20 protein-coding genes are annotated in these 26,189 nt (G+C 71.2%); 6 read left to right on the top strand and 14 right to left on the bottom strand.

What is annotated here, in order from left to right; all coding sequences use genetic code 11:
* Together SM757_RS22845 and SM757_RS22840 are read left to right on the top strand one after the other, a co-directional pair.
* Window positions 1–951 (top strand): nucleotidyltransferase family protein (locus SM757_RS22845; protein WP_322467164.1); only part of this gene is annotated, 951 nt, incomplete at its 5' end.
* Window positions 952–1,454: 503 nt separating this feature from the next.
* Entirely contained in the window at window positions 1,455–1,661 is a 207-nt protein-coding gene (locus SM757_RS22840) for a hypothetical protein (RefSeq protein WP_066335752.1), read from the top strand.
* On the opposite strand, the gene SM757_RS22835 is transcribed toward SM757_RS22840, so the two are convergent.
* The 3 genes from SM757_RS22835 to SM757_RS22825 all read right to left on the bottom strand — a co-directional run bounded on the left by SM757_RS22835 (window position 1,658) and on the right by SM757_RS22825 (window position 7,128).
* Window positions 1,658–3,754 carry a hypothetical protein gene (locus SM757_RS22835; RefSeq protein ID WP_322467163.1) on the bottom strand — a complete coding sequence of 699 codons (2,097 nt, stop codon included), beginning with the start codon at window positions 3,752–3,754 and terminating at the stop codon, window positions 1,658–1,660. The two genes, SM757_RS22840 and SM757_RS22835, sit on opposite strands and share 4 nt — an antisense overlap.
* A gap of 397 nt (window positions 3,755–4,151) precedes the next feature.
* Entirely contained in the window at window positions 4,152–5,384 is a 1,233-nt protein-coding gene (locus SM757_RS22830; RefSeq protein ID WP_322467162.1) for a pyridoxal-dependent decarboxylase, exosortase A system-associated, read from the bottom strand.
* Window positions 5,385–5,499: 115 nt separating this feature from the next.
* Complete coding sequence (locus tag SM757_RS22825) at window positions 5,500–7,128, bottom strand: acyl-CoA ligase (AMP-forming), exosortase A system-associated (protein ID WP_322467161.1); 1,629 nt, start codon at window positions 7,126–7,128, stop codon at window positions 5,500–5,502.
* A gap of 452 nt (window positions 7,129–7,580) precedes the next feature.
* Between SM757_RS22825 and SM757_RS22820 the strand changes: the two genes are divergently transcribed.
* The 4 genes from SM757_RS22820 (at window position 7,581) to SM757_RS22805 (ending at window position 11,196) form a co-directional block, all read left to right on the top strand.
* Window positions 7,581–7,844 (top strand): acyl carrier protein, encoded by a 264-nt coding sequence (locus SM757_RS22820; protein WP_066341985.1) that lies wholly within the window; start codon window positions 7,581–7,583, stop codon window positions 7,842–7,844.
* An 81-nt stretch (window positions 7,845–7,925) separates the two neighbouring features.
* Window positions 7,926–8,792 (top strand): hydrolase 2, exosortase A system-associated, encoded by an 867-nt coding sequence (locus SM757_RS22815; RefSeq protein ID WP_322467160.1) that lies wholly within the window; start codon window positions 7,926–7,928, stop codon window positions 8,790–8,792.
* Window positions 8,789–9,730: a hydrolase 1, exosortase A system-associated gene (locus SM757_RS22810; protein WP_322467159.1), complete on the top strand. Its 942-nt coding sequence runs from the start codon at window positions 8,789–8,791 to the stop codon at window positions 9,728–9,730. The genes SM757_RS22815 and SM757_RS22810 overlap by 4 nt, the downstream gene beginning before the upstream one ends.
* A 5-nt stretch (window positions 9,731–9,735) precedes the next feature.
* Window positions 9,736–11,196, top strand: a complete 1,461-nt coding sequence (locus SM757_RS22805; RefSeq protein ID WP_322467158.1) for an oligosaccharide flippase family protein — start codon at window positions 9,736–9,738, stop codon at window positions 11,194–11,196.
* An 84-nt stretch (window positions 11,197–11,280) separates the two neighbouring features.
* Here SM757_RS22805 and SM757_RS22800 read toward each other — a convergent pair whose 3' ends face one another.
* From SM757_RS22800 to SM757_RS22750, 11 genes are all read right to left on the bottom strand, one after another.
* Complete coding sequence (locus SM757_RS22800) at window positions 11,281–12,330, bottom strand: hypothetical protein (RefSeq protein ID WP_322467157.1); 1,050 nt, start codon at window positions 12,328–12,330, stop codon at window positions 11,281–11,283.
* A gap of 12 nt (window positions 12,331–12,342) precedes the next feature.
* Window positions 12,343–13,839 (bottom strand): MBOAT family O-acyltransferase, encoded by a 1,497-nt coding sequence (locus SM757_RS22795; protein WP_066341989.1) that lies wholly within the window; start codon window positions 13,837–13,839, stop codon window positions 12,343–12,345.
* A 42-nt stretch (window positions 13,840–13,881) separates the two neighbouring features.
* On the bottom strand, window positions 13,882–15,411 hold the full coding sequence (locus tag SM757_RS22790) for a polysaccharide lyase (RefSeq protein ID WP_407655793.1): 1,530 nt from the start codon (window positions 15,409–15,411) through the stop codon (window positions 13,882–13,884).
* 2 nt (window positions 15,412–15,413) lie between these two features.
* The gene (locus SM757_RS22785; protein ID WP_322467155.1) at window positions 15,414–16,367 is read right to left on the bottom strand and encodes a polysaccharide deacetylase family protein; all 954 of its coding nucleotides are present in this window, start codon (window positions 16,365–16,367) and stop codon (window positions 15,414–15,416) included.
* Window positions 16,364–17,713, bottom strand: coding sequence for a putative O-glycosylation ligase, exosortase A system-associated (locus SM757_RS22780; RefSeq protein ID WP_322467154.1), 1,350 nt, complete (start codon window positions 17,711–17,713; stop codon window positions 16,364–16,366). The genes SM757_RS22785 and SM757_RS22780 overlap by 4 nt, the downstream gene beginning before the upstream one ends.
* 6 nt (window positions 17,714–17,719) lie before the next feature.
* Window positions 17,720–18,736 (bottom strand): transglutaminase domain-containing protein, encoded by a 1,017-nt coding sequence (locus SM757_RS22775; RefSeq protein WP_322467153.1) that lies wholly within the window; start codon window positions 18,734–18,736, stop codon window positions 17,720–17,722.
* Window positions 18,737–18,758: 22 nt separating this feature from the next.
* A complete protein-coding gene (locus SM757_RS22770) occupies window positions 18,759–19,979 on the bottom strand; it encodes a TIGR03087 family PEP-CTERM/XrtA system glycosyltransferase (protein ID WP_066341994.1) in 1,221 nt (406 codons plus the stop codon).
* A complete protein-coding gene (gene asnB / locus SM757_RS22765) occupies window positions 19,976–21,910 on the bottom strand; it encodes an asparagine synthase (glutamine-hydrolyzing) (protein WP_322467152.1) in 1,935 nt (644 codons plus the stop codon). The genes SM757_RS22770 and asnB overlap by 4 nt, the downstream gene beginning before the upstream one ends.
* A 359-nt stretch (window positions 21,911–22,269) precedes the next feature.
* Window positions 22,270–23,481: a glycosyltransferase family 4 protein gene (locus tag SM757_RS22760; RefSeq protein ID WP_066341996.1), complete on the bottom strand. Its 1,212-nt coding sequence runs from the start codon at window positions 23,479–23,481 to the stop codon at window positions 22,270–22,272.
* A 113-nt stretch (window positions 23,482–23,594) separates the two neighbouring features.
* Window positions 23,595–24,806: a glycosyltransferase family 4 protein gene (locus SM757_RS22755; RefSeq protein ID WP_322467151.1), complete on the bottom strand. Its 1,212-nt coding sequence runs from the start codon at window positions 24,804–24,806 to the stop codon at window positions 23,595–23,597.
* Entirely contained in the window at window positions 24,803–26,149 is a 1,347-nt protein-coding gene (locus SM757_RS22750) for a UDP-glucose dehydrogenase family protein (protein WP_322467150.1), read from the bottom strand. The genes SM757_RS22755 and SM757_RS22750 overlap by 4 nt, the downstream gene beginning before the upstream one ends.
* Window positions 26,150–26,189 lie beyond the last annotated feature (40 nt).

The following is a 26,189-nucleotide window of genomic DNA, read 5'->3' as shown; positions in this document are numbered from 1 at the left end:
CTGCAGGCCGTGCCCGCCGCCCCGCGCGCGCACCTGGACGCCGCGCTGCTGGTGGCCCACGCGCAGCACGAGGAGATACGGCGCGAGGCCGCGCACCTGCGGCGCGCGCTGGCGCCGCTTGGGCTGCAGCCCGTGCTGCTCAAGGGCGCGGCCTACGTGGCCGCGGGGCTGCCGGCGGCGCAGGGTCGGCTGTTCTCGGACACCGACATCCTGGTGCCGCACGCGCGCGTGGGCGACGTGGAGCGGCAGCTCACGCTGCACGGCTGGCGCATGGACCCCGGCCTCAGCGCCTACGACCAGCACTACTACCGACAGTGGATGCACGAGCTGCCGCCCATGACGCACCAGCGCCGCTTCACGGTGGTGGACGTGCACCACGCCCTGCTGCCGCGCACCGCGCGCCAGCACCCCGACACCGCGCTGCTGCTGGCCGCGGCCTGCCCCTCGGCGCTGGAGGGCGTGCGCGTGCTGGCCCCGGCCGACATGGTGCTGCACGCCATGACGCACCTGCTGCGCAACGAGGAGTTCAGCCACGGGCTGCGCGACCTCTCGGACCTCGACGCGCTGCTGCGCCGCTTCGGCGCCGACGCGGCCTTCTGGCCGGCGCTGGCGGCGCGCGCGCGGGAGCTGGCGCTGGCGCGCGAGCTGCATTACGGCCTGCGCGCCGCGCACGGCCTGCTGGGCACGCCCGTGCCTGCCGACGCGCTGCAAGCCGCCGCCCAGGCCGCGCCGGGCGTGGCCCTGCAGGCGCTGATGGACGCCCTGTGGTCACGCGCCCTGCGCTGCCCGCACCCGCGCACGCGGCTGCCCTTCACGGGCGTGGCGCTGGCGCTGCTGTACCTGCGCGCGCACTGGCTGCGCATGCCCCCGGGGCTGCTGCTGCGCCACGCGTGGGTGAAGACGCGGCTGCTGTGGAACAAGACGGACACCCAGGCACCGGCCAGGCCCTGAGGCCCGCGGGCCATGGCACGGCGCGTGGCCGGGTTGGCTACGGCGCTTCGCACTCTCATCCGTCATGGCCGCGACAGCGCAGTGCTGTCCGGGGAAACCGGCCGCCGTTGGTGTCCCGTGAGCCCAGGCGTTTCGCACCCTCATCCGTCATGCCTGCGAAAGCGGGCATCCACGCTGGCCGGGATGCCGGCGCACCAACGCTGGCCCTGGGCGATGCCGTTCTAAGGCCACACCTCGTGTGTTCGTGGATGCCCGCTTTCGCGGGCATGACGCAGCAGGAGGCCAAGCGCCTGGGCCGACGGAATGCGAAGCCCTCCCCGGCTTCCTCCGGACGGCAATGCGCTTTCGCGGGCATGGCGCCTCCTCCCCTCACCCGCCGCCCCGTTGCCACAACCGGTAACCACGTTGTTTTGCCAAGCCCTGGAACATGCGCCCAACGCACGCCGCGGGCCGCAACCTGGCGCCTGCTGCGCGTGCACCGGGACAACGGGGATACGAAGGGGATGGACGCGATGGTTTCGGTTTGGTGGTTGTTGGTGGCGTTCTGGGTGGGCGGCGTGCTGGGCCTGCTGCTGGGTGCGGTGGCAGCGCTCTCGCGTGCTCCACGCGAAGGGGGCAAGGGCATTCCGGACGATAGGCGCGAGCCGCGCATGCCACCGCCGGGCCCCAGCCGCCACGCGCACGGCGGGGGCGCCGTCCCGCGCGGCTAGAGCGGCGCCGCGCGGCCGCCCGGCAAGGCCCGCGGCAGCAGCAGCGCCACCCACGGCAGCAGCCACAGCAGCCAGGCCGCGCGCGGCATGTCCATCACGCTGACGAACAGGCCCACCAGCAACGCCCCACACAGCGCAGCAGCCAGGAAGACGGCGGCCTCGCCCAAGGCCTCGTCGCCGCCGTGCCCAAGGCGCGCCAGCCGCCACAGCGCCGCAACCACCAGCGCCAGGAAGGACGCCAGCCCAAGCGCCCCGCGCTCCAGCAGCAGCTCCAAGTACAGGTTGTCGATGTGCCAGGGCAGGTAGTAGTCCTGCGCCGTGGGCCACCAGCGCGCCAGGCCGTCCTTGAAGTCGCCGTTGCTCAGCAGCTGCTCGCCGCCGGCGTACAGGCGGATCTCCTCCACCCGCACCGAGCCGCGCACGGCGCCCACGGTCAGCACGTGGGCGCGCGGCAGGCCGCCGGCTTCCAGCGGCAGGCCGTGCAGCGGTACGTCCAGCGTGCGGCGGCCGTCCATGGGGCCGAGCACATTGACCTGCGCGTACTGGCAGCGGGTGTCGTAGAGCAGCCAGGCGTCGCACACCTTGAGCGACACCCGCGCCGGCCACGCGTCGGCGGACAGCCGCAACTGCACGCGGTGCGGGCCCGGGTGCGGCGCCACGCGCTGCGTGAGGCCGTAGTGGCTGCGCGGGTGCGCGCCCGGGCCGCGGCCGTCCAGGCGCACGCCACCCGGCTCCAGGCGTATCGCACCGGAAAAGCGCGGATGCCCGGGTGCCGCCACGTAGTGCGCCGGCAGCCGGCCCGCGCCCAAGCCCAGCAGCCAGTCCCCGCCGCCTTGCGGCAGCGACAGGCCGCGGCCCCAGTGCGCCAGGCGCGCCTGCAAGTCCATGGCCGAGGCGTTGAAGCGCTCGCGCATGAAGCCGCCCCCGCCCAGCACCGCGGCCACTTCGGCCAGCAGCGCCACGGCCAGCGTCACGCCCGCGGCGGCGCGCCAGCCCACGCTGGTGAGCCGCCACACCAGCAGCGCCATCAGCACCCACAGGCCCATGAGCAGCGCCAGGCCCTGCACCTCCAGCGCCTCCACCGCCCACAACAGCGCCAGCGCGGCGCCCAAGGTCAGTGGCGCGGCCTGCAGCAGGCCGCGCAGCGTCCCGTGCCGCCAGCGCCACAGCACCCACCAGACCAAGGGCAGCAGCATGGGCAGCGTCACGGCGCCGTAGACGCCGCGGGAGAAGGTGGTGAGCGCGGCGTAGAGCATGCCGGCCGCCAGCAGCCCCGCAGCCACCCAGGGCAGCGGCTCGCGCTTGCGCCACAGCGCCCACAGCGTGAAGGGCATGGCCATGGCGGCATAGGCGTCTATGGCCGCGCCGCCCACGTGCATCTCCCAGAACAGCGCCGTGGTGCGGTAGCTGGCGTTGAACTGCAGCAGCCCGGCATACAGCGCGCGCTCCCACAGCACGGCCGCCACGAACAGCGCCGCGCCGATGAGCATGCCCTTGCGCAGCCGGTGCAGCGCCCGCCGCGGCGCGGCCTGCAGCGCCTCGTGCAGCGCGGGCAGCAGCAGCAGCGACCAGCACAGCGCCTTGACGCCGCGCCAGACGTTCAGGGGCTGCAGGTAGGCGTCGAACCAGCCCGGCATGCCGCCGGCATCCAGCCAGCCGCGCACGAGCGCCACCGCGCCGCTCAAGGCCAGCACCACCGCCAGCACGCGCGCCGCGCGGGGCATGGGCGGCACGGCCACGGCACTGCCGCGCGCGGCCTCGCGGGCGCGGTGCGCGTGCACGCCGGCCGCGGTGGCCAGCAGCAGCAGGTCGAATTCGTCCAGCGCCACCCAGCCGGTCCAGGGCGCCAGGCTGGCCACGGGCAGCAGCGCCGGCAGCAGGGTGAGCCAGGCGGCGGGGGCCAGGAAATTCAGCAGCGCCCAGGACAGGAACAGCGCACAGGCCGCCGCGCCGCCCAAAGGGTGGTGGGCGGCCATGAAGAGGCCGGCCGCGGCGGCGCCGGCGGCCAGCACGGCGGCGATGGCGGCGCGGCCACGCCCCGGCGCGCCGGCCGCGTTCACGGCCGGGCGGCCAGGGGTCAAGGCGTCAGGCAAGGCGGCTCCAGGCGAGTCGCCAGTCATGCGGCGGCCGGCACGGTGCCGCACCCCGCGAGCACGGTGTTAGACCGTCTAACACCTGCCGTTGGGCGCGTGAGGTTGCGGGCCGAGGCCGCAGGCGGATGGGCCGCGCGGCTTGCTTGGCGCCGGCATCCCGCCAGCGCAGGCACTTCGCCCCCTACACCGTCATGCCCGCGAAAGCGGGCATCCACGAACACCGGGGTGTGGCCTTCAAGCGGCATCGTCCTGGGCCGACGTCGGCGCGCCAGCACCCCGGCCGGCGTGGATGCCCGCTTTCGCGGGCATGACGGATGAGGGTGCGAAGCGCCCTGGGCACAGGGCCGGCGCAGCAGAGCCACCCTCCCTGGACGGCAACACGCCACCGCTCCCGCCCTCACACCAGCACTTCCACGCACCCCGGATGGCTCAGGAACCCCTGGGGGCTGGCGCTGGCGCCATACGCGCCGGACTGGAACACCACCACCAGGTCGCCCGCCTGTGCCGCAGGCAGCGCCATGCGCTCGGCCAGCAGGTCCAGCGGCGTGCACAGCGGCCCAACCACCGAGGCGTTTTCAACGGCCGCCTCGCCCATGCGCGTGCCTAGGGCCACCGGATAGTTCTTGCGCAGCACCTGGCCGAAATTGCCCGACGCCGAGAGGTGGTGGTGCAGGCCCCCATCGGTGATGAGGAAGGCCTGGCCGCGCGAGACCTTGCGCTCCAGCACCCGCGCCACGTAGACGCCCGCCTCGCCCACCAGGTAGCGGCCCAGCTCCAGCACCAGCACCGCCTGCGGCAGCTCGCGCGCCGCGCGCTCGACGAGCTGCCGCAGGTTGTCGCCGATGGGCGCCAGGTCCAGCCGCTGCTCGCCGGGGAAGTACGGGATGCCGAAGCCGCCGCCCAGGTTGAGCACCCGCACCGGCGACGGCGCGTGCTCGGCCAGCCGCAGCGCCAGCGCGTAGGACAGGCGCTGCGCCTCGCAGATCGCCTCGGCCTTGAGGTTTTGCGAACCGGCGAAGAGATGAAAGCCTTCGAAGGCCAGGCCCTCGCGCTGCAGGCCGCGCAGCACGGCGGGCAAGCGCTCGGCGTCGATGCCGAACGGCTTGGCGCCGCCGCCCATGCGCATGCCCGACCCCTTCAGCTCGAAGTCCGGATTGACGCGCAGCGCCACGCGCGCGGGCAGGCCCAGCGACTGCGCGGTGCCGGCCAGCAGCGGCAGCTCGCGCTCGGACTCGACGTTGACCAGCACGCCCGCGGCCACGGCCTGGCGCAGCTCCGCCTCGCCCTTGCCCGGGCCCGCGAAGCTGATCTCGCGCGGATCGGCCCCCGCGTCCAGCGCCACGCGCAGCTCGCCGGCCGAGGCCACGTCCACGCCGTCCACCCGTTGCGCCATGAAGGCGACCAGCGCCGGCATGGGGTTGGCCTTCATGGCGTAGTGCAGCTTCACGGCCGCGGGCAGCGCCGCGCGCAGCTCGGCCACGCGCGCACCCAGCAGGCCGCGGTCGTAGGCATAGAAGGGCGTGCGGCCCACGCGCTCGGCCAGGCGGCGCAGCGGCCAGCCGTTGACCAGCAGCTCGCCCTCGCGCACGGCGAACTGCGACATGGGGGCGTGAACGGGAGGGGTGCTCATGGGCAAGAGGCGGGCAAGGCGGTGAACGGAGGCCGCGGGTACTGCGGGGCGGACGGTGCGGACGGTGTGAGCGGGACGGGAGGGACGGCGTGGCCAGCGGGCGGGCGCGGCGGCCTCAGCCGCCCTGGACGTCGCCCCGATCATCGCCCTGGCGTTGCGCCCAGGCGGCGGCCAGCGCCTTGCGGTCGATTTTCCCGTTGGGATTGCGCGGCAGCGGCGCGGGCACCACGTCCACGCCCGCCGGGACCATGTAGCCGGGCATGCGCACGCGGCACTCGGCCAGCAGCGCGGCGACGTCGAGCTCGCCGCTGCCTTCCGGCGCGGTGGCCACCACGCGTATGGCCTGGCCCAGCACGGGGTGCTCCACGCCGAAGGCGGCGCACTCGCCCACGCGGCGCGTGGCGTAGAGCACCTCCTCCACCTCCGTCGGGCTCACGCGGTAGCCGGAGGTCTTGATCATCTCGTCGCGCCGGCCCACGAAGTACAGGAAGCCTTCGGCGTCGCGGCGTACGGTGTCGCCGGAGAACACGGCGATCTCCGGCAGCGGCAGCCCCGCTTCGCGCCCGCCCACGCCGGCGGGCAGCGGGCGGTAGCGCTCGGCCGTCTTGTCGGGGTCGTTCCAGTAGCCCAGGCCGACCAGGGCGCCGCGGTGCACCAGCTCGCCGGGCTCGTCGGCGCCGCACTCGCTGCCGTCCTCGCGCAGCACCAGGATCTCGGCGTTGGGGATGGCGCGGCCTATGGAGTCGGGGCGGCGGTCCACTTCCTCCGGCGGCAGGTAGGTGGAACGGAAGGCCTCGGTGAGGCCGTACATCAGGAAAGGCCTGGCGGTGGGCACGCGCTGGCGCAGCAGGGCCAGCGTCTGGCGCGGCATGCGCCCGCCGGTGTTGGCGAAGTAGCGCAGGTGCTCGCCGATGGCGGCGGGCCAGTGGAGCGCGGCGAGCTGGATGTAGAGCGGCGGCACGGCGGTGAGCCCGGTGACGCGCTCGCGCTCCAGGGCCTTGAGCACGTCGCGCGGCAGCAGCCAGTTCAGCAGCACCACGCGCGCGCCGGCATGGAAGGCGGTGGTGAGCTGGCTGAAGCCGGCGTCGAAGGACAGCGGCAGCGCCGCCAGCAGCGTGTCGTCGGCGGTGTTTTCCAGGTAGCTCGCCACGCTGGCGGCGCCGGCAACCAGGTTGCGGTGCGACAGCACCACGCCCTTGGGCCGCCCGGTGCTGCCGGAGGTGTAGAGGATGGCGGCCATGTCGGCGTCCACGGCGCGGTGGCCGGCGCGCGCGGGCGCCTGCAGCAGCGCGTCCCAGGCGGTGAGCGTGAGGCCAGCCGGCAAGGCCACGTCGGCCGGCGCGGCGCCGGTGAGGACGACATGGCGCAAATCCGGGCAGCGCGGCAGCTCCGCCAGCAGCAGCGGCAGCCGCTGCGGCGACGTCACCAGCACGCGCACGTTGCAGTCGGCCAATATGAAACCGACCTGCGCGGGCTTGAGCAGCGGATTGAGCGGGACGAATACCCCGCCGGCCGCGGGCGCGCCGAAACTGGCCACCACGGTTTCAAAGCGCTTTTCCAGCCAGATGCCCACGCGCTCGGCACGCTGGAGGCCAAGCGCCATCAGCCCCGCGGCCAAACCCTGCACCTGCGCCTGCAGCGCGGCGTAGCTGAGCCGCCCGCCGTCATGGCTCAGGGCGCCGGCCTGCGGGCAGCGTTGCGCCGCGCGGGTGATCAAGTCAGGCAACAAAACGGCGTCAGGCATGCGCGGGAGGTCTTCGCCGGCACGCTTGGCAAGGCAGGCGGCGCCGGGAAAAGAGGTTCGTTGGGATTCAGGAAAATCAGGAAACAGCGGCCTTCGATCCGCCCTCCGGGCTGCCCGGATTTTGTTTTCGCCTGCCGCCACAAAACCTGGGCTTGCCCTGGAGTTGATTTGGCGTGGCCGCGGCGAAAGGGGCTGGCCCTCATCAAGGGAGCCGGGTGAATTTTGAGAAAAACTCCTGAGTATCCAATTCTGGGACTGAATTTCAAGTACTCATGCTGATGCAGAATCGCGCCTTCGCAACGTGCGTGCCGCAGTCCGTTGCCGCGGCACGACACGCCGGCCCGCTGGCCGGAGGCCGCGCCACGCGGCTCTCCCAGGCCCGGCCGACTCCATTGCACGCCGCTGCGCGTCCCGGACGGGACGCCGCGGCTCCTGGGCTAAGGACCTGCCGCATGGACACTGAACAACAAGTGCTCGACTTGCTCGATGAGCTGCTCGGCTTGGGCGGACGCACCGCGGGCTTCAACCGCGACACCGCGCTGCTGGGCGCCCTGCCCGAGCTGGACTCCATGGGCGTGGTCGCCCTGTTGGGCGGGCTGGAGGATCGCTTCGGCCTCGTAGTGGACGACGACGACATCGACGGCGCCACCTTCGCCACCGTGGGCACGCTCACGGACTTCGTGGCCGCCCGCATCGCACCGCGCGCTCACGCCTGATCCTGCGCCGCCCGCTTCGCCCGCCCCGCCCGCCCTGTTCTCAACCGCTGTCCCTGCGCCCTCGCCCTGCCCTTGCCTCCCTTGCCTCCCGCTGCCGGCGATAGAGCGCAGCCTCTGTACCTGGACCTGGACGGGGCCCGCCGCTTCTGTCTGCACCATCCCGCCCACGGCGGCGCGCCGCGCGCCCGCGTGCTGTACCTGCACCCGCTGGCCGAGGAGATGAACCGCAGCCGCCGCATGGCCTCGCTGCAGGCACGCGCCCTGGCCGCCGCGGGCTGCGAGGTGCTGCAGATCGACCTGCTGGGCTGCGGCGACAGCCCCGGCGACTTCCGCGACGCCACCTGGGACGCCTGGCGCGACGATGCGCTGCGGGCCAGCCGCTGGCTGCGCGGGCGCGCCGGCAACGCACCGCTGTGGCTGTGGGGCCTGCGCGCCGGCGCGCTGCTGGCGGTGGAGGCCGCGCGCGCCCTGGAGGAGCAAGACCCCTGCAACCTGCTGCTGTGGCAGCCCCCGGCCAGCGGCCGCGCGGTGCTGCAGCAGTTCCTGCGGCTGCGCCTGGCGCAAGCGCTGGCCGGCGGCGACGCCGCGGCGCTGATGAAGTCGCTGCGCGCCCAACTGGAGGCCGGCCAGGCGGTGCAGGCCGCGGGCTACGAGCTCTCCAGCGCCCTGGCCCGCGGCCTGGAAGCCGCGCAGCTCACCCCGCCGCCCGCCCGCGCCGGCCACCTGGCCTGGCTGGAAGTGGGCGGCACCGAACCCGGCGAGCCCGCGCCTGGCGCACAGCCCACCCTGGCCGCCTGGCGCGCCGCGGGCTGGCGCGTGGACGCGCACCGCCTGCCCGGCCCCGCCTTCTGGGCCACCGCGGAAACCGAGACCGCCCCCGCGCTGCTGCAGGCCACGCAGGCGCTGCTGGCCGCCACGGCAGTGGTGCGCGAAGGAGCCGCGGCATGAGCGCGGGCGCAGGCCTGGCCGGCGCCGCGCCCGCCTGGGAGGAGCGCGCCCTGGCCTTCGATTGCCGGGGGCAGCAGCTCATCGGCGTGCTGGCCGTGCCGGCGGGCGCGGCGACGGCAGCGGTGGACACCGGCGTGGTCATCGTCACCGGCGGGCCGCAGTACCGGGCCGGCGCGCACCGCGTGTTCGTCCGCCTGGCGCGCGCGCTGGCCGGCGCAGGCGTGGCGGCGCTGCGCTTCGACCTGCGCGGCATGGGCGACAGCGAGGGCGACTTCCCCGGCTTCGAGCACGTGGCCCCCGACGTGGCCGCGGCCGTGGACGCGCTGCAGGCGCAGTGCCCCGGGCTGCGCCGCGTGCTGCTGTGGGGCCTGTGCGACGGCGCCAGCGCCGCGCTGCTCTACCTGCACGCCACGCGCGACGCGCGCGTGCGCGGGCTGTGCCTGCTCAACCCGTGGGTGCGCTCGGCGCAAAGCCTGGCGCGCGCCCACGTCAAGCATTACTACCTGCAGCGGCTGCTGCAGGGCGAGTTCTGGCGCAAGCTGCTGCGCGGCGGCGTTGGGCTGGCGGCGCTGGGCGACCTGGCCGGCAACCTGCGCGGCGCGCTGGGCCGCGGCAGCGGCAGCGGCGGCGGCAGCGCCCGCGGTGACGGCCGGGGCGCGGCACCAGCCTCGTACCAGCAGCGCATGGCGCAGGCCTGGCGCGGTTTCGACGGCGAGGTGCTGCTGCTCATCGCCGGCCAGGACCTCACGGGGCGCGAATTCCTGGAGCACGCCGCGGCCGACGCGCACTGGCGCGGCCTGCTGCAGCGCCCGGGCGTGCGGCGCGAGGACTGCGCCGGCGCCGACCACACCTTCTCCAGCGAGCCGGCCTGCGCCTGGCTGCTGCAGCGCACCCTGGCCTGGGTGCGGCACGGCCACGCGCCGCTCACTTCCGCCTAGCCGCCATGTCGATACGCAAGTCGCTCGTCATCACCAGCATCGACAAGTACGCGAGCCTGGTCGTCAACATCGGCGCCACCATGGTGCTGGCGCGGCTGCTCACGCCCAACGAGGTCGGCGCCTTCTCGGTGGCCATGGTGCTGATCTCGGTGATGTCCATCATGCGCGGCATGGGCGCGGGCCAGTACCTGGTGCAGGAAAAGCACGTCACCGAGGACCGCATGCGCGCGGTGTGGACGGTGCAGATCGGCCTGGGCGTGCTGCTTGGGCTGGTGGTGGCGGGCATCGCCGTGCCGGCCGGGCATCTCTACAAGGACGAGCGGGTGCGCGACATCCTGTTCGTCCTGGCGGGCAATTTCCTCATCACGCCCTTCGGCTCCGTAACCCACGTGTGGCTGATGCGCGAGATGCGCTTCCTGCCCATCGCGCTCATGCAGTTCGCCTACGCGGTGACCAACGCCGCCGTGTCCATCTGGCTGGCCTGGCGCGGGCTTGGCGCCATCAGCCTGGCCTGGGGCAACCTGGCCGCCACGGTGGCCAACGCGCTGGTGGCCACGTGCTTCCGCCCGCGCGGCCACCCGTGGCTGCCGGGCGTGCGCGAGGTGCGCCGGGTGCTGTCCTTCGGGGCCAGGGTGTCGTCCTCGGCGCTGGCGGAGACGCTGGCCAAGGGCTCGCCGGAATTCTTCCTGGGCCAGATGCAAAGCCTCACGGCCGCGGGCTTCTACTCGCGCGCCAACGGGCTGATGACGCTGTTCACGCGGCTGGTGTTCGACGTGGCCTCCAGCGTGGCCACCACGGGCTTTGCCAAGCGCTCGCGCGAGTCGCAGGACACGCGCGGCCCCTTCCTGCTGAGCCTGGCGCACATCACGGCGCTGTGCTGGGCCTTCGCGGGCTTTCTGGTGTTCATGGCGCCGGCCGTGATCCGGCTGCTGTACGGCGCGCAGTGGGCGCCTTCGGCGCCGCTGGTGAGCTGGCTGGCCGGCGCGCTGGCCGCCGGCGCGCCGGTGGTGATGTGCGCGGCCGCGCTCACGGGCCTGGGCGCGGCCACGCAGGTGTTGCGCGCGGGCATGGCCAGCGCGGTGTCGGTGGTGGCCCTGAGCGCCCTGGGCGCCTGGCTGGGCATGCACGAGCTGGCCATGGCGTCGCTGGCCGCCAGCGTCCTGGGAACGCTGGCGTGGCTGCGGGCCGCGCGCCACGTCATCCAGTTCAGCTATGGCGAGCTGCTGGCGGTGCTGCGCTGCAGCACCCTGGTGGCCTTGGGCGCGACGCTGGCGCCGGCCTTGGTGTTCCTGACCTTCGACAGCATCGAGGAGCGGGCCGTGGCGGCCCTGGCCTTGGGCGCAGCGGGCAGCGCCCTGGGCTTCCTGGCCATGGTGTGGTTCTCGGCGCATCCGCTGCGCGACGAGCTGCGCCGCCTGCTGGGCAAGCGCGCCAACGCGGCCATGCCGGCGCAGTCAGGGCACTGAAGAAGCGCGCCGCACGGGCTCCGCGCCCTGCAGGCCCGCCGGGCCCGGCAAGGCCGCCGCGCACGGGTTCGCCCCGGCTGGGGCTCAGGGCCCCTGGCGTGCGGCGGCGGCCGTTGCGCCCTGGCCGGCCAGTTGGGCCGCCATCCAGTCCGACACGGCGTGCGCGCCGTAGACGTTCACATGGTCGGCGTTCTGCCACAGGGTGGAGGAGCGCAGCAGCTCGCGCGCGTCCAGCAGCGGGCCATAGGCCTGCGTCCAGCGCGCCACGCGTGGCAGCCGCCGGGCATCGGGCGCCGGCAGGTACAGGAACACGACCTGTGTGCCCTTGGCGCGGGCCAGCTCGGCGATGCGGCGCAGGTAGATCTCGTTGTAGCGGAACAGCAGGTTGGCCTCCAGCGGCAGCGCGTCCAGGCGCCGGGCCAGGGCCTCCTTGCCGTCGGTTTCGCGGCGCAGCCGCATCAGCTCGGCCTGGTGGAACTCCCAGCCCATCCGGCGCGTTCGCGGCTCGGTGAAGCCATGGCCGACGTAGGTGTCGTTCCAGTGCGGCCCTTCGTAAGTGGCGGGGTCGAAACCCGGCTGCACGCCAAAGGCGCCCGGCATGGCGCTGGCCAGCGCGTACTTGGCCTGGCGCAGCGGCAGCCGCACCAGGTTCTCGAACAGGCCCGTGTTGAGCAGCAGCGGCGCCTGCACGAAATCCAGCGGCAGGCCCAGGCGCTGGAAGCCCGGATGCGGCGCGCGCGCCTCGGCCTCCTGCAGCTCCACCACCAGGGTGCGCACGCGACGGTGGGCCAGCAGCTCGCGCGCCACCACGAACTCCATGTCGCGGCCCAAATGCGGCACGGCGAAGTTCACCACGCGCTGCGCCACGCCCAGCTCGCGAAGCCCGGCCTCGACCCGGGCGTCGTCTATGCCGCTTTGGGTGTGCGAGGTGCCGATGAAGGCGACGTCTATGGGCGTGTCGTCAAAGTGGATGCGCTCGTAGATCCACTTGAGCCGCAGGTAGTGCACGCTCTCCCGGCTCACGAGTTGGTAGCGGACGTAGCCGTCATGCGGCAGCAGCGCCAGCGCCAGCAGGACCACCAGGGTGGCGCCCATGAACCAGAGCAGGAACGCCCGCGCGGTGAGGTGTCGCATGGACCCGGGCCCTCAGAAGTTGAAGTAGAGGAACTGCGTCGGCTGGGACACGTGCATCAGGCCCACCGCGGCCACGACGCCCCAGGCGATGGCCACCCACAGCGGCGGGCTGCGCCAGGCCAGCGCGCCGCTGCCGCCCACGCCGGCCGCGCGCGGCGCGGGTTCCTGCACCAGCCAGCGCGCCACGAGCTGCTGCGAGTTGGGCAAAGCCGCCACCGCCGGCAACAGCACCGCCAGGGCGCCGAACAGCGCCAGGTAGTCCAGCGTTTGGGCATCAGCCAGGTTGAGCGTGAAACCGCCCACCCCATGCAGGCCGGCCATGCCGGCAATCACGCTCCACGCGCTGGCGAAGTCATGCGCGCGGAAGAACACCCAGGCCACGACCACGGCCACGAAGGTCAGCAGCCAGGCCGCGGCGCGCTCGGCCGCACCCGCGCTCCGTTGCCCGCGCACATGCTGCCAGGCATGGTTGATGACCAGGTAGCTGCCGTGCAGCCCGCCCCAGACGATGAAGGTCCAGCCCGCGCCATGCCACATGCCGCCGATGAGCATGGTCAGCAGCAGGTTGGCGTAGCGCCGCACCCCGCCGCAGCGGTTGCCGCCCAGCGGGATGTAGAGGTAGTCGCGCAGGAAGGTGGACAGCGAGATGTGCCAGCGCTTCCAGAAGTCGGCGATCGACAGCGCCTTGTACGGGGAGTTGAAGTTGTAGGGCAGCCGCACGTTGAGCGCCAGCGACAGGCCGATGGCCATGTCGGAGTAGCCCGAGAAATCGAAGTAGAGCTGGAAACTGTAGGCCAGGGCGGCGCCCCAGGCGTGCAGCAACTGCGGCGCCGCGCCGCCGTCGAACACCGGCCCCACGTAGGGCACGAGGCTGTCGGCGATGAACACCTTCTTGAACAGCCCAAGCATGAAGAACGCGGCGCCGGCAGCCACGTTGGCGCTGCACCAGCGGCCCACGTCCGCGCGCTCGAACTGCGGCATGACGTCCTTGTGGTGGATCACGGGGCCGGCCACGAGGTGCGGAAAATAGGTGACGAACAGCAGGTAGCGCAGGAAGTCCGACTCCTTCACCTTGCCCTGGTAGGTGTCCACCAGGTAGGCCAGTTGCGTGAAGGTGAAGAACGAGATGCCCAGCGGCAGCACGATGGCCGGCACCTGCCACTCCTGCCCAAGCAGCGTGGTGGCGGTGGCAACGAAGAAGCCCGCGTACTTGTAGTAGCCCAGCGCCGCCAGGTTGGAAATGACCGCCAGCGCCAGCACGCGCCGCGCCGGCAGGCTCTTGGGCGCTCCCGCGTGCACGATCCAGCGCCCAACCAGGTAGTTCAGCACAATGGATGCCAGCAAAACGAGCGTGTGCTTGGGCAGCCACCAGGCGTAGAACACCAGCGACGTCAGCGCCAGCCACAGCGTGATGGCGCGCGCACCCGCATTGGCTCGGCCCAGCGCGAAGAACACGCCAAAGGTCACGGGCGCGAAGGCAAGCAGGAAAATCAGCGAGTTGAAAAGCATGGCGGAATCAGAAGGAGCGGAGCGCGCCGGCTGCCGGCTGCATCACGGTTTCATGGGGCCGATGTAGCGCCGCGCCACGACGAGGTTGTCCAGGTACAGCGTCAGCCGCTGCGGCGCGGGCGTCTTGCCGCCGTGGTACACGTCCACCCACACCGTCTCGATGTGCAGCTCCGGGGTCATGCGAAACAGCAGGTTGGAGCGCTCGAAGGCCAGTTGCCCATCCACCCAGCCGCGCACCGCGCCGTCGTGCTCGCCGGGCTTGTTGAGCCGCACGTACTGCTCGATGCAGTACCAGCGGTTTTTCTCCAGCAGCCCGGTGGGCCCGGCGTTCCAGCCCTGGAGCTCGCCATAGCCGCCTTGCCGGGAGTCGATGTGGTACAGGTAGAGGCCCACGCCCCTGCGCTGCGCCACCACGGTGTCCTCGCTGGCGTGGGAATAGAACCCGCCGCGGGCGGACCAGCCGTTGAAGCCGTCGGCGGTGCGGCCGCCCCAGCCGCCGCGCCCATAGGTGCCCGCCAAGCCAGGCAGCTTGCCCACGTCCGACGGGTCCCAGTCGCCGCCCAGGCGAAGGTAGTAGCGCAGGTAGAGCTCGTCGGGCTCCACCCCCCCGGCCAGCGCCTTGAGCGGCCGCTGCAGGTCTATGCCCGCGAACTTGCCCTGCTCCACCGTCACCTTCAGGGCATTGCGCTGCAGCGGCTCGAAGCCGGCATCGCTGCCTACCAGGCCGAAGGTCTGCACGCGCTCGCCGGTACGCCAGCCCGTGGACCAGTCGTTGCGCTCGAAACGCTCCACGAACAGCACGTCGGCCTGCTGCTCCAGGCCCACGTCGCCGCGCACGCGGTCGGCCAGCCCTTTGCTCACCGGCACCGGCGCCATGGCCGGCGTGCGCACCGCGAAGGCACCCAGCACCATGGGCCCCCACACGCGCTGCATGGACAGGCGAAGCGAGACGCCGGCAGGCTTGTGCCCCGGCCGATGGGGCACCGGAAAGGACAGCAGCGCCACGTTGGGGCCACCCGCGCGCACCATGGGCTGGCTGCCCAAGCTGCTGAGGGCGGGACACGCGGTGTAGGTGTCGGCCACCGGGTCCAGCAGCTCGCGGCGACCGTCGTCCCACGTCACCAGCAAGGCCGGGCGCTGCAGCACCTGCTCGGATTCGCGGCTGGCGATGTCGGCAATGCCGCTGCTCCCCCCAAGCGCACGCAGCATCACGGCACCGGGCGCCGCACTGCCCTGCCGCCATTTCTCCGCCAGGGTCGTGAGGTCCAGCGCAATCGCCACGGCCCCCGTGCTGCGCCGCAGCTCCATGCTGGAAAACGGCTTGTCGCCATAGGCTTGGCCGGCAGCGTCGCTCCAGTCGCCTCCCGTGCGCTCCCAGCGCAGTTTCGCGATGGAGACGTAGTAGTCGCACGTGACGCCCCCGGCGCTGTCGCTGAGCACGGCCAGCGGCTCCGCCTTGTGCTCGTCAGCAAGCGCCGGCGCTGTGCCGGCCACGAGGCCGGCCACGGCCCATGCCAGCCGGCACGCAGCGCGGCGCGCCATGCCCGCCAGCCGGTGGTTGCGAAAAATCATCGTCACAGTGCCACCTCCGTCGGCTGGCGCTTGTTGAGCAGCATGCGCAGCCTGAAACGCAGCGCCGTGCGGTCCCAGGGCGTGAAGCGCGGCAGTTGGTACAGGTCGGCCCCGGTGCGCGACACGCCACTGGCCGTCGTGAGCGCGGCGCTGTAGCCGGCGCGGCGCACCATCTCGCAGTGGCGAGGGTGGTAGTCGGTGCGTGGACGGCCGTTGGGATAGGCGAACAAGGTCACGGGCGCATCGATCACCGCTTCAAGGTCGTCGCGGCTGGCCACGATCTCGTCACGCGCCACGTCGTCAGGCACGGTCGTCAAAATGGGATGCGTGCGCGTATGGCTGCCTATGGTCATGCCCGCGCCGTGCATGGCGCGCAACTGCGCGCGGCTGAGCATGAGGTCGTCAGGCAGGCGCGCGCGCGCGGCACGCGCCACCTGCTGGGCGCAGCGGTCACGCGCCCCGGGCTCCATGTACTTCAGCCTCGTGAGCAGCAGCCTCGCCGCATGCCTGCGGGCAGCCGGCGAATCCAGCCGGTGCCGGCCCAGCAGCAAGTCGTCCAGGTCCAGCACGTCGGCGCTGCAGCGGCGCACGGCCTCAACCAGGGTGTCGGACCACATCCGGCCGCCGTCCAGGTAGGCCGAGGAGATGAAAAAGGTGGCGCTCATGCCATGGCGGCGCAGTATGGGCAGCGCCACGTCATGGTTGTCCGCGTAACCGTCGTCGAACGTGATGGACAGCGCACCCGCAGGCAAGCTGCCCTCGCGCAGCCGGCGGATCGCCTGCTCCAGCGGCAGCACGGTGTAGCCGCGAAGCCAGCGCAGCATCTGGTCAAAATGCGCCGCATCGGGCTCGTAGGGATTGAGCGGATCGGGATGCGGCAGCACGCGGTGAAAGATCAGCAGCGACAGCGGATTCGCAGACGCCGCGCTCCCGCCACCCCACTTGGCCCAGCTCACCGGCCAGCTCCCAAACCCAGCGCGGGCGCCGGGCGCGCAGGCACATTGCGCTGCACGGCTCCAGGGGCCGCCTTGGCCGCGGACGCGGGCGGCGCCAGGTTCTGCTGGACCCAGCGCGCCGTGGTCACCACGATCACCAGCAGGTTGTACTGCAGGTCGGCATAGGCGAAGCTGAGGAAAGCGCCGCCCATGAAGAAGCCGATGAGGGCGACCTGGCACAGCCCAAGCAGGTCATACGCGTTCTTCAGGTGCGGGAGCTTGGCTATCTGGCGCCTGACCTTGGCCGCCAGGTGCAACGTGGTCAGCCATGTCGAGATCCACAGGAACAGGCCAATCCACCCATGCTGGCCCAGCACCTGAAAATAGATGCTGTGCGCAACGTAGACGTGGTGGGTGTCGGCCACCGCGTTCTCCACGACCGGCGCGTACAAATCCTGGACATGCTGCGTGTAGGCCTGAAACCCGGCCCCGGTGATGCGATGGTTGGCAATGTTGATGGCGGTGATCCACTGGTGAACGCGCGTCATCGCCGACTGGTCCTGGTCATAGGACTTCACGGTGTTCATGCGGTTTGTCCACTTTTCCGGAATCGCCGGAATCAAGGCAACCGCCACGCACAGCACGATGACGGCAATCTTCAGCCGCCGCCCCTTGGCTCGCCACCACAGGACGCACAGCATGCCCGTGAGCGACAGGAAGGCGCCTCGGGAATAGGTGCCCAGCACGGCGATTACGGTCAGCAAGATGACCACGCGCATGATGCGCCGCGTCCAGAGATGCGGCGAGGTGCTGTAAAGATAGAACAGCAGCGGGACCGTCATGATCATCGACAGTCCCAGCAGGTTGTTGTCCATCATGAAGCCGCCAGGCCCCACCATGGTGCCGCCGCCGCCGGTGGCCAGGGCGTAGATGCCGCTCTTGAAGCCGTAAAAGCCAATGGAGCCGGCATCCACCCACACGAAATACCGGATGTGGCGCTCGGAGTGCAGCACGCACATGCCCACGATCGACATCAGCAGGACCTTGGTGACCTGGCTGCCCATCTCCGACGATTCGGCCCCATGGATCGCCATTTGCGTGGTGATCCACGTCCAGATCACGAACGCCCACAAAACCTTGACGGGCAGCGACCGCGGCATCCTCACCGGCGTGCGGCTGACGAACAATCCCACAATGGTTGCGCCCGCGGCCATGGCGGCAAACGGGGCGCTCTGGGCAAAGCCATAAGTCAGCTTGTGCGGAACGCCAACGCCCAGCCAGGTCCACAACAGCACACCTATCCAAACTTGCCGCAGCGAGCCCACCAGCATGACCAGCACGATGGAGGCAAGGATGAGGTCCCGCATGCCGGATCAGCGTCGCCGCGCCGCGGTCCTGGCCGCGCGAACATAGCCCAGCCCCAGCACGGCGGCAGCCAGGCACGCAGCCACGCTCACGCCCAGCACCGCCAAAAGATGCACACGCAACGCCCGCATCTTTTCAACCATGCCCCGGTTGTCGGGCTCCGCCAAAACGCGAATGCGCGGATGCACGCCCTGCGCAATGGCCCCGAGCTGCTCCAGCGAACGCGACAGCGGGCCCAGCAGGTGTACCAGCAGCGCATCGTCGTAGGTGTAGACCGCGTTGCCCCACCACATGTACCACTGGTGCAGGCCGCGGCGGTAATAGCGGGCTGCGGCGGCAGGATCGGCAAAGCCCTGCAGCGCCCTGGGCTCCACGGGCCGCGTCGCAGTATCGTCCGCGCCAAGGCGCACACGCTCGCGAAACTCAAGGCCGGACATCGGCTGGCCCGCTTCGTCCAACGGAAAGAAGTTGTTGGCCACATCGATCATGAGCCAGCGCCCGCGGCGCTCGTCCCACACTTCGTTGAAGATGTGGCCGCGGCCGCCAAAGCCTTCGAACGAGAACGCCCAAGTGCGCACCTTCAGCCCCGCCGCCAGCGCCATGGCGTCGAAGACGTCCGAGAAATCCGCGCAGTAGCCTTTGCCCTCGCCAAGAATGAGAGCGTAGGTCTGCTCAAGATCGGATTGGATGGCCTGGCCCATGGTGGCCTGGTTGGCCCGGTTCTGCAGGAGGTGGCGGCCTATGGCCACCGCACGCTCCCAGTCGCCGGGAAGCCGCTCCAGGCCCAGCGCCTGCACGCGGGCGCTGAACTGCGGCGACGGCGCAGCCCGCTCCAGCACGAAATCGGCCGGCGTGGCCTGCGGCTTCCAGTCGAAGCTCGGCGTGTCCACAAAGTCCATCAGCAGCGCATTGCGCATGCGCACGAGCTCCGCCGAGTCCTTGAAATGGGGCAGCAGCGACAACGCCGCAGCCGCCACCACCAGCAGGCAAAACAACAGTGCGCGCAGCCTGGAACGTTGGGTCATGCACCTACTCCCGCCAAGTGGATCACGACGCGACAGGCAACCCGCTGGAAGCGGCACGCCAGCGGCCGACACAGCGGTCGATGATGGCGTCCAGCCGCTGCATGGACTGCGGCCAGGCATGGTTGCTCAGCATGCGCTCACGCCCGGCTGCCGCCAGCCGTGAGCGCTCGGCCGGGTCCTGAACGATGCGCAGCACCGCATCGGCGTACTCCTGCGGGGTGTCGGCCACCAGCAGGTGCTCACCGGCCACCGCATCCACGCCCCCGGCGGCAATGCGGCTGGAGACCACGGGAACCCCCATGGCCATGGCTTCGAGAATCTTGTTCTGCGTGCCGCGCGCAATGTTGAGCGGCGCCACCATCGCGGCCGAGCGCAGCACGTGCGGCCGCACGTCAGCCACCGAGCCCGTGACGGTGACCCCGGGCAGCTCGGCCAGCTTGCGTATCGCGGGCGACGGATCGGCCCCCACGATCACCAGCTTCATCCCCGGCCGGCGCTGGCGCAGCAGCCCCCAGGTGTCGCCGCAAAAGCGCAGCATCGCCTCCTGGTTGGGGTAGTAGTCCATGCGGCCGATGAAGCTGATGGTGTCGGCGTCATAGCCCTGCCCGTCCGGGCAAAAGTACTGCGCATCCACGCCGTTGGGGAACCAGTCGGTGGCCACGCCCGTGCCGTAGGACTCCAGCGTCTGCCACTCGGCGCGCGTGGTGGCGGTGCACAGGTCGAACTGCCGCGCCAGGCGCTTTTCCTCGCGGAACATCTTGCTGCCTTCGAGCCGGTAGCCCAGGTTCAGCGGGAAAGGCTTGAAGCTCACATACTCCAGCCACTTCTGCGAGTCCATGTCGCCGAAGTCCAGGATCTTGGGAATGCCGCGCACGTGGCTCACGTACTGCGCCACCGAGGAGCAATGCACGAAGATGAGGTCGAAGCGCTCCTGCGCCAGCAGCGCGCGCACCTTGCGGTCCAGCTCCGGGGAATAGAAGAAGCCCATGGACGAAGGCTCCAGCGTGGGCAGCCTGGCCACCATGCGCAGCGACTGCACGGGGTTGGACACCAGGCCCATCTCGAAGCGCGCGCAGTGCGGCGCGATGCCACGCCCCTCCTCGGCCTCCTGCGGCGTGCGCGCCAGCGAACACACCGTCACCTCGTGCCGCTGCGAGAGGTGCCTGATCATGTTGAAGGGCCGGATCTTGCCGCCGCGCTTGGGCGGAAACGGGAAGCGGTGGCAGACGTAAAGAATCTTCATCGGGCCAGGAAGCTCTTGAGCTCGGCCGTCACGTCCTCGTGGGAGCGGCGGTCCAGGTAGATGCGGCTCCATATCTCCAGGTTCATCAGCGAGATCAGGACATCGGTGCCGTCCATGCGGTTGGCCTGGTGGTCGGCGACCAGGCGAGAGACCACGCGCGGCTCGAACAGGCCGCGCGCGCGCACCACGTCGGCGCCGAGCAGCCGCGCCAGCACCGGCGCCAGCTCGTGCTTGAGCCACGCACCCATGGGCGTGCCAAAGCCGCGCTTGGCGCGATAGAGAATCTCGCGCGGCAGCATGTCGGAGAGCGCCTGCTTCATCAGGTGCTTGAGCTGCGTGCCCGGCACCTTGTGCTGCTGCGGGATGGAGGCGGCCATCTCCACGAGGGCCTTGTCCAGCAGCGGCACGCGGCACTCCAGCGACACGGCCATGCTCATCTTGTCGGTCAGCATCAGCAGGTCGTCAGGCAGCTGGGTCTCGGCATCCACGGCGAACATGCGGTTGAGCGCGTCACCATCACCGGCCGAGGCAAAGGCGGCGGCCAGCGCGTCGGTGGGCGCCGCCGCCCCCTTGAGCAGCTCGGCCACGTGGTCCTGCCCAAGCACCTGCAGGTAGCGGCGGTAGCGCTCGTCCGGCGACAGCGATGCGGACTCCAGGAAGCCCCGCGCCAGCCTGAGCTTGTTGAGCAGCTGCGAGTGCCTGTCCACCGGCAGGCCCTGCGAGGCGCGCACCATGAGATCGCGCGCCCAGCTCGGCAGGCGGCCGAACTTGGCCGCGTAGTGCTCGCCCAAGTAGCGCCGGTAGCCGCCGAAAAGCTCGTCGCCGCCCACGCCGGAAAGAATCACGGTGACGTCGCGCCGAGCAAACTCCGACACCAGGTAAGTGGTCACGAAGGCCGAGTCCGCCACCGGCTCGTCCATGTGCCACAGCAGCCGCGGCAGCAGGCCCACGACATCCGGCTTGACCACGATCTCGTGGTGCTCGGTCTTGAACAACTGCGACACCTGCCGCGCGTAGGGCAGCTCGTTGTAGAGCTGTTCGGCCTCGCCGCCGTCAAAGCCGATGGCATAGGTGCGTATGGGCGCCTCGGAGTGCTTGGCCATGAAGCCCACCACCGCGCTGGAATCCACGCCGCCGGAGAGAAACGCGCCGATGGGCACGTCCGACACCATCTGGCGGTGCACCGCCGCATCCAGCGCCGCGCGCGTGCGCTCCACCCATTGCGAGGCGCTGAGCGTGTGGTCCTGGCGCGAGGGCAGCCGCCAGTAGCGCCACTGCTTGACCTGCCCGTCCTCGATCGAGAGCATCGTGGCCGGCGGCAGCTTGGCAATGCCGCGGAACATGGAGTGCGGCGCCGCCACGTAGCCCAGGTGCAGGTAATCGGCCAACGCCTCCCGATTGAGCTGCGGCGTGACGTCAGGCAGCGCCAGCAGGGCCTTGGCCTCGGTGGCAAAGGCCAGCCGCTCGCGCGTGTGATGCACGTACAGCGGCTTCACGCCCAGGTGGTCCCGGCCGATGAGCAAGCGCCGCCGCCGCGCATCCCACAGCGCGAAGTTGAACATCCCGTCCAGCCGGTGCACGAACTCGTCACCCAACTGGTCGTAGAGGTGCAGCATCACCTCGGTGTCCGAACCGGTCTTGAACCGCACGCCGCGCTGCTGCAGCTCGGCGCGCAGCTCGCGAAAGTTGTAGACCTCGCCGTTGCACACGATCCACGTCGTGTCGTCGGCATTGCTGATGGGCTGGTGCCCGCCGGCCAGGTCGATGATGGAAAGGCGGCGCATGCCTATGGCGCAGCGCTGCTGCGCCGGCTCGATATGCCAGCCTTCGTCATCCGGGCCGCGATGCTGCGTGACGCGGCCCATGGCGGAAATGGTCGCAGGCTCAACCCGCTGCCCGTCAAAGCGGTAGATGCCGTGAATGCCGCACATCGTCAGATCTCCACGCCGGCCAGGGTGCCGGCATTGCGCCGCGCGCCGGGCGCGCCAACGCGAGCGCCGCACAGGCGCACCGCGCAAGGGGTCAAGGGGTGTCCGCGTTCGCCACCAGTCCGCACACACGCCCATGCGGCCGGGCCATACGCTGTTTGATACAACCGTTCGTTACGACTCAATCTGCCGTCCTCGTGCAGCAGCTCGGAATTATGGAGGCTTGACAAGGGTTCTCCCGAACATGCGGTGGCGCAAGCCGGCCTGCCCGTTGACGGAAATCACAGCAGGCCCGGCCTTCAACGCCTGAATGAGCGTTACAGGTTGGTAACTTCAACGAAGCGCCCAACGGCGCGCAGGCCTCAGGTGCTGCTCAGGGACAGGCCCGCCAGGCGGCCAAACAGGGCCAGCTGGGCCTGCGTGGTCTGCTGCCAGCTGAACCCCTCGGCATAGCGGCGCACGTCCTCCCGCGCCGGCATGGCCGCCAGCAACTGCTGCAGCGCCGCAGCCAGCGCCGCGGCTTCGCGCGGCTCGAACAGCACGCCGCCGGACTGCGGCGTCACCACCTCCGGCGTGCCCCAGATGCGCGTGGCCACCACCGGCGCACCGCAGGCCATGGCCTCCAGCAGCACGTTGGCCCAGCCCTCGCGGCTGGAAGCCAGGATCAGCGCATCGGCCGCGCTGTACCAGCGCAGCAGTTGCTCGTTGGGCACGGCGCCGACGAAGCTCACGCGCGCCTGCACGCCCAGGTTGCGCGCCAGCGCCTTGAGCCGCTCGCGCTCCGGGCCGTCGCCCACGATGGCCAGCCGGGCCTGCGGGTGCGTCTGCAACAAGGCCGGCATGGCCTCGATGGCCAGGTGGTGGCCCTTGCGCTCGATGAGCAGGCCCACCGAGAGCAGCAGCGGCGCGCCGTCCAGGCCCAGCTCCTGGCGCATCTGCGCCTGCGGCAGCGGGCGAAAACGCTCCAGGTCCACGCCGTTGCGCATGACGTGCAAGCGCTGCCCGTCTATGCCCCAGCCGCGCAGCACGTCCATCAGCGCCGAGCACACGCCAATGGAGGCGTCGGCGCGGCGGGCGGCCCAATGCATCATGGCCCGCGGTAGCGCGTACTGCGGCAACAGGTTCAGGTCGGTGCCGCGCGCGGTGATGGACAGCGGCTTGCCCAGCCAGCGCGCAAGCAGCGCCGCGGCCACGCCGTCGGGGTAGTAGTAGTGGGCGTCCACCACGTCGAAGTCAAAGCCCTCGGCCTGCAACTGCCGCACCGCGGGCAGCGCGGCCAGCGCAAGCGCCAGCGGCGCCGTCGTCATGCCCACCTTGGGCAGCAGCGGATAGCGCGGGTGCAGCACGTCGATGCCGTTGCGCGTCTCGCGCTTGGGCACGGCGGCCCAGCGCGCGTACTCGCCAAAGCGGGGGTTGGCTGACGGGAACCAGGGGACCGGCGCCACCACCTTGGTTTCCACCGCCCCGCTCTTGAGCAGCTCGCGCAGCCGCGTCTCGACGAAGATGCCGTGCACGGGCTTCACGCTGTTGGGGAACAGCGTGGAAAACAGCAAGGTACGGATGCGGCGGTTCATGCGCCCACAGGCGGGCCGGCGCGGCCCGCGTCCATCACAGCAATCGTCATCGGTTCACCTGAAATGCGGGCCTGGAATACGGCGCTGGAGCACATGCCCGGTGTGCGGGCGGTTCACTTGCCGGCGCCGGCGCTGCCATGCGCCACGCCGGAGGACGGCCTGCCGCGGCTCAGCAGCTGCCGCGCCAGATCGACTGCGCGCTGCGCGTTGCCGCGCCAGGTCAGGCCCATGCGGGGCACCGTGGCCGCCGCACCGGCCGCGACGCGCTCGCGCAGCGCGGGCTCGGCGCACAGCCGGGTCAGCGCCTGCTCCAGCGCGCCCTGCGCCTTGTCGTCAAACAGCAGGGCATTCTCGCCATCGACCAGCAGCTCCTGGATGTTGGGCACGCGCGGCGCCACGATGGCCTTGCCCAGCGCCAGGTACTCGAACATCTTCAGCGGCGAGGCGTACTCCACCACCGCGGGCTGCAGCGCGATGTCGAAGGCGGCCACGTGCGCGGGCACCAGCTCCCGGCCGATCAGCCCGGTAAAGCGCACCCGCTCGCCCAGATTCAGTTGCGCGGCCAACTGCTCCAGGTCGGAGCGCGCCGGGCCGTCGCCCACCACCAGCAGCCGCGCATTGGCCGGCGCCGACGGGCCGGCCATCCAGCGCAGCACGCGGTCCACGCCGTGCCAGTCGCGCACGAAGCCGGTGAAGCCCAGCACCAGCGCGCCTTCCAGCCCAAGCTGCTTCTTGGCCTGCTGCGGCGACGGAGCCGCCCCGAAATGCGCCTCGTTGATGCCGTTGTGAACGACCACGATGCGCTCGGCCGGCACGCCGCGGCCCATCACGTACTTCTGGGCCAGCACCTGCGTCACGGGCAGCACCACGTCGGCGCCACGCCAGACCTTGCCTTCGGCCCACGCCGCCATGCGCGGCAGCCCAAGCCCGCCGTAGCGCTGGCGCTCGTCGGCCAGCGGGGCATTGATCTCCAGCAGCATGGGCAGGCCCAGGCGGTGCTTGGCCATCAGCCCCCCCAGCATGTAGAGGTTGTAGCGCTCGTACAGCACGTCCGGCTTGAAGCTGCGCGCCGCGGCCATCAAGCGCCGGTAAGCCACCAGCGAATACGCCAGCTCCAGCACTTCGTACGCAGCCTTGCTGCGCACCAGCGTGCGCAGCAGCCGCACCCACCAGACCTGGCCGCCCATGTCCTTGCCCGGCGGCGGCGCCGCCGGGGCCACCACGTGGACCTCATGCCCCGCCTCGCGCAGCGCGTGGATCATTTCGTCGATGTGCACCGCCTGCCCATCGCGCGAGGCCGTCCGGTGGTGGTAGAGGATTTTCATGCGGAGCGCGCCCCGTTGGCCTGGCTGCGGCCAATGGCCACGTACTCCAGCCCGTGGGCCTTGAGCAGCGCCGGCTCGAACAGGTTGCGCCCGTCAATCACCAGCGGCTGCTTGAGCGCCGCACGCATGGCGTCAAAATCCGGGCTGCGGAACTCGCGCCACTCGGTGACGATCACCAGCGCATCGGCACCGGCCAGCGCCGCCTGCGCGCTGTCGACGAAGCTCACGCCCGGCACGCCCTTGAGCGCAACCTGCGCCTGCTCCGTGGCCACGGGGTCGTAGGCCTGCACCCGCGCGCCGCGGCGCACCAGGTCGTCGACGACCACCAGGCTGGGCGCCTCGCGCATGTCGTCGGTGTCGGGCTTGAAGGCCAAACCCCACAGCGCGAACGTGCGTCCGGCAAGGTCTTCGCCAAAGTGCTCCACCACCTTGCGGCCCAGCACGTGCTTTTGCAGGTCGTTGGCCTCCTCCACGGCTTCGAGCACGCGCAGCTTCACGCCGTACTCCTGCCCGGTGCGCACCAGCGCCTTGACGTCCTTGGGGAAGCACGAGCCGCCATAGCCCGCGCCGGCGTACAGGAAGTGCGTGCCGATGCGCGGGTCGCTGCCGATGCCGCGGCGCACCATGTCGATGTCCGCGCCCACCTTCTCGGCCAGCAGCGCCAGCTCGTTCATGAAGCTGATGCGCGTGGCCAGCATGGCGTTGGCAGCGTACTTGGTGAACTCGGCGCTGCGCACGTCCATGAGCTGCAGCCGCTCGTGGTTGCGCGTGAACGAGGCGTACAGCGCGCGCATGAGCAGCACGGCGCGCTCGTCGTCGGCACCCACGATGATGCGGTCCGGCCGCATGAAGTCGCCCACCGCCGCGCCTTCCTTGAGGAACTCCGGGTTGGACACCACGGCGTAGGCCACGTCCACGCCGCGGCGCGCCAGCTCCTGGGCCACGGCCTCGCGCACGCGGTCGGCCGTGCCCACGGGCACCGTGCTCTTGTCCACGATGACCTTGTAGTCCGTCATGTGCGCGCCGATGCTGCGCGCCGCGGACAGCACGTGCTGCAGGTCGGCCGAGCCGTCCTCGCCCGGGGGCGTGCCCACGCCGATGAACTGCAGCGTGCCATGCGCCACCGCCTGGGCCACGTCGGTGGTGAACTGCAAGCGGCCCATGGCCGCGTTGCGCTGCACGATGGCCTCCAGCCCCGGCTCGTGAATCGGGATGCCGCCGTCCTGGAGCACGCGAATCTTGCGCTCGTCCACATCCAGGCACACCACGTGGTTGCCCATTTCCGCCAGGCAGGCGCCCGTGACCAGGCCCACGTAGCCCGTACCGATGACAGTGACCTTCATTGATTGCTTTCCTTGATGATTCTTCGCGCCCGGCACCACC

It is taken from the genome of Azohydromonas lata (assembly GCF_034427735.1).
Classification (GTDB): Bacteria; Pseudomonadota; Gammaproteobacteria; order Burkholderiales; family Burkholderiaceae_C; genus Azohydromonas; species Azohydromonas lata.
The sequence above is the reverse complement of the archived record's forward strand: the minus strand, read 5'-3'. Positions and strand labels throughout refer to the sequence as shown.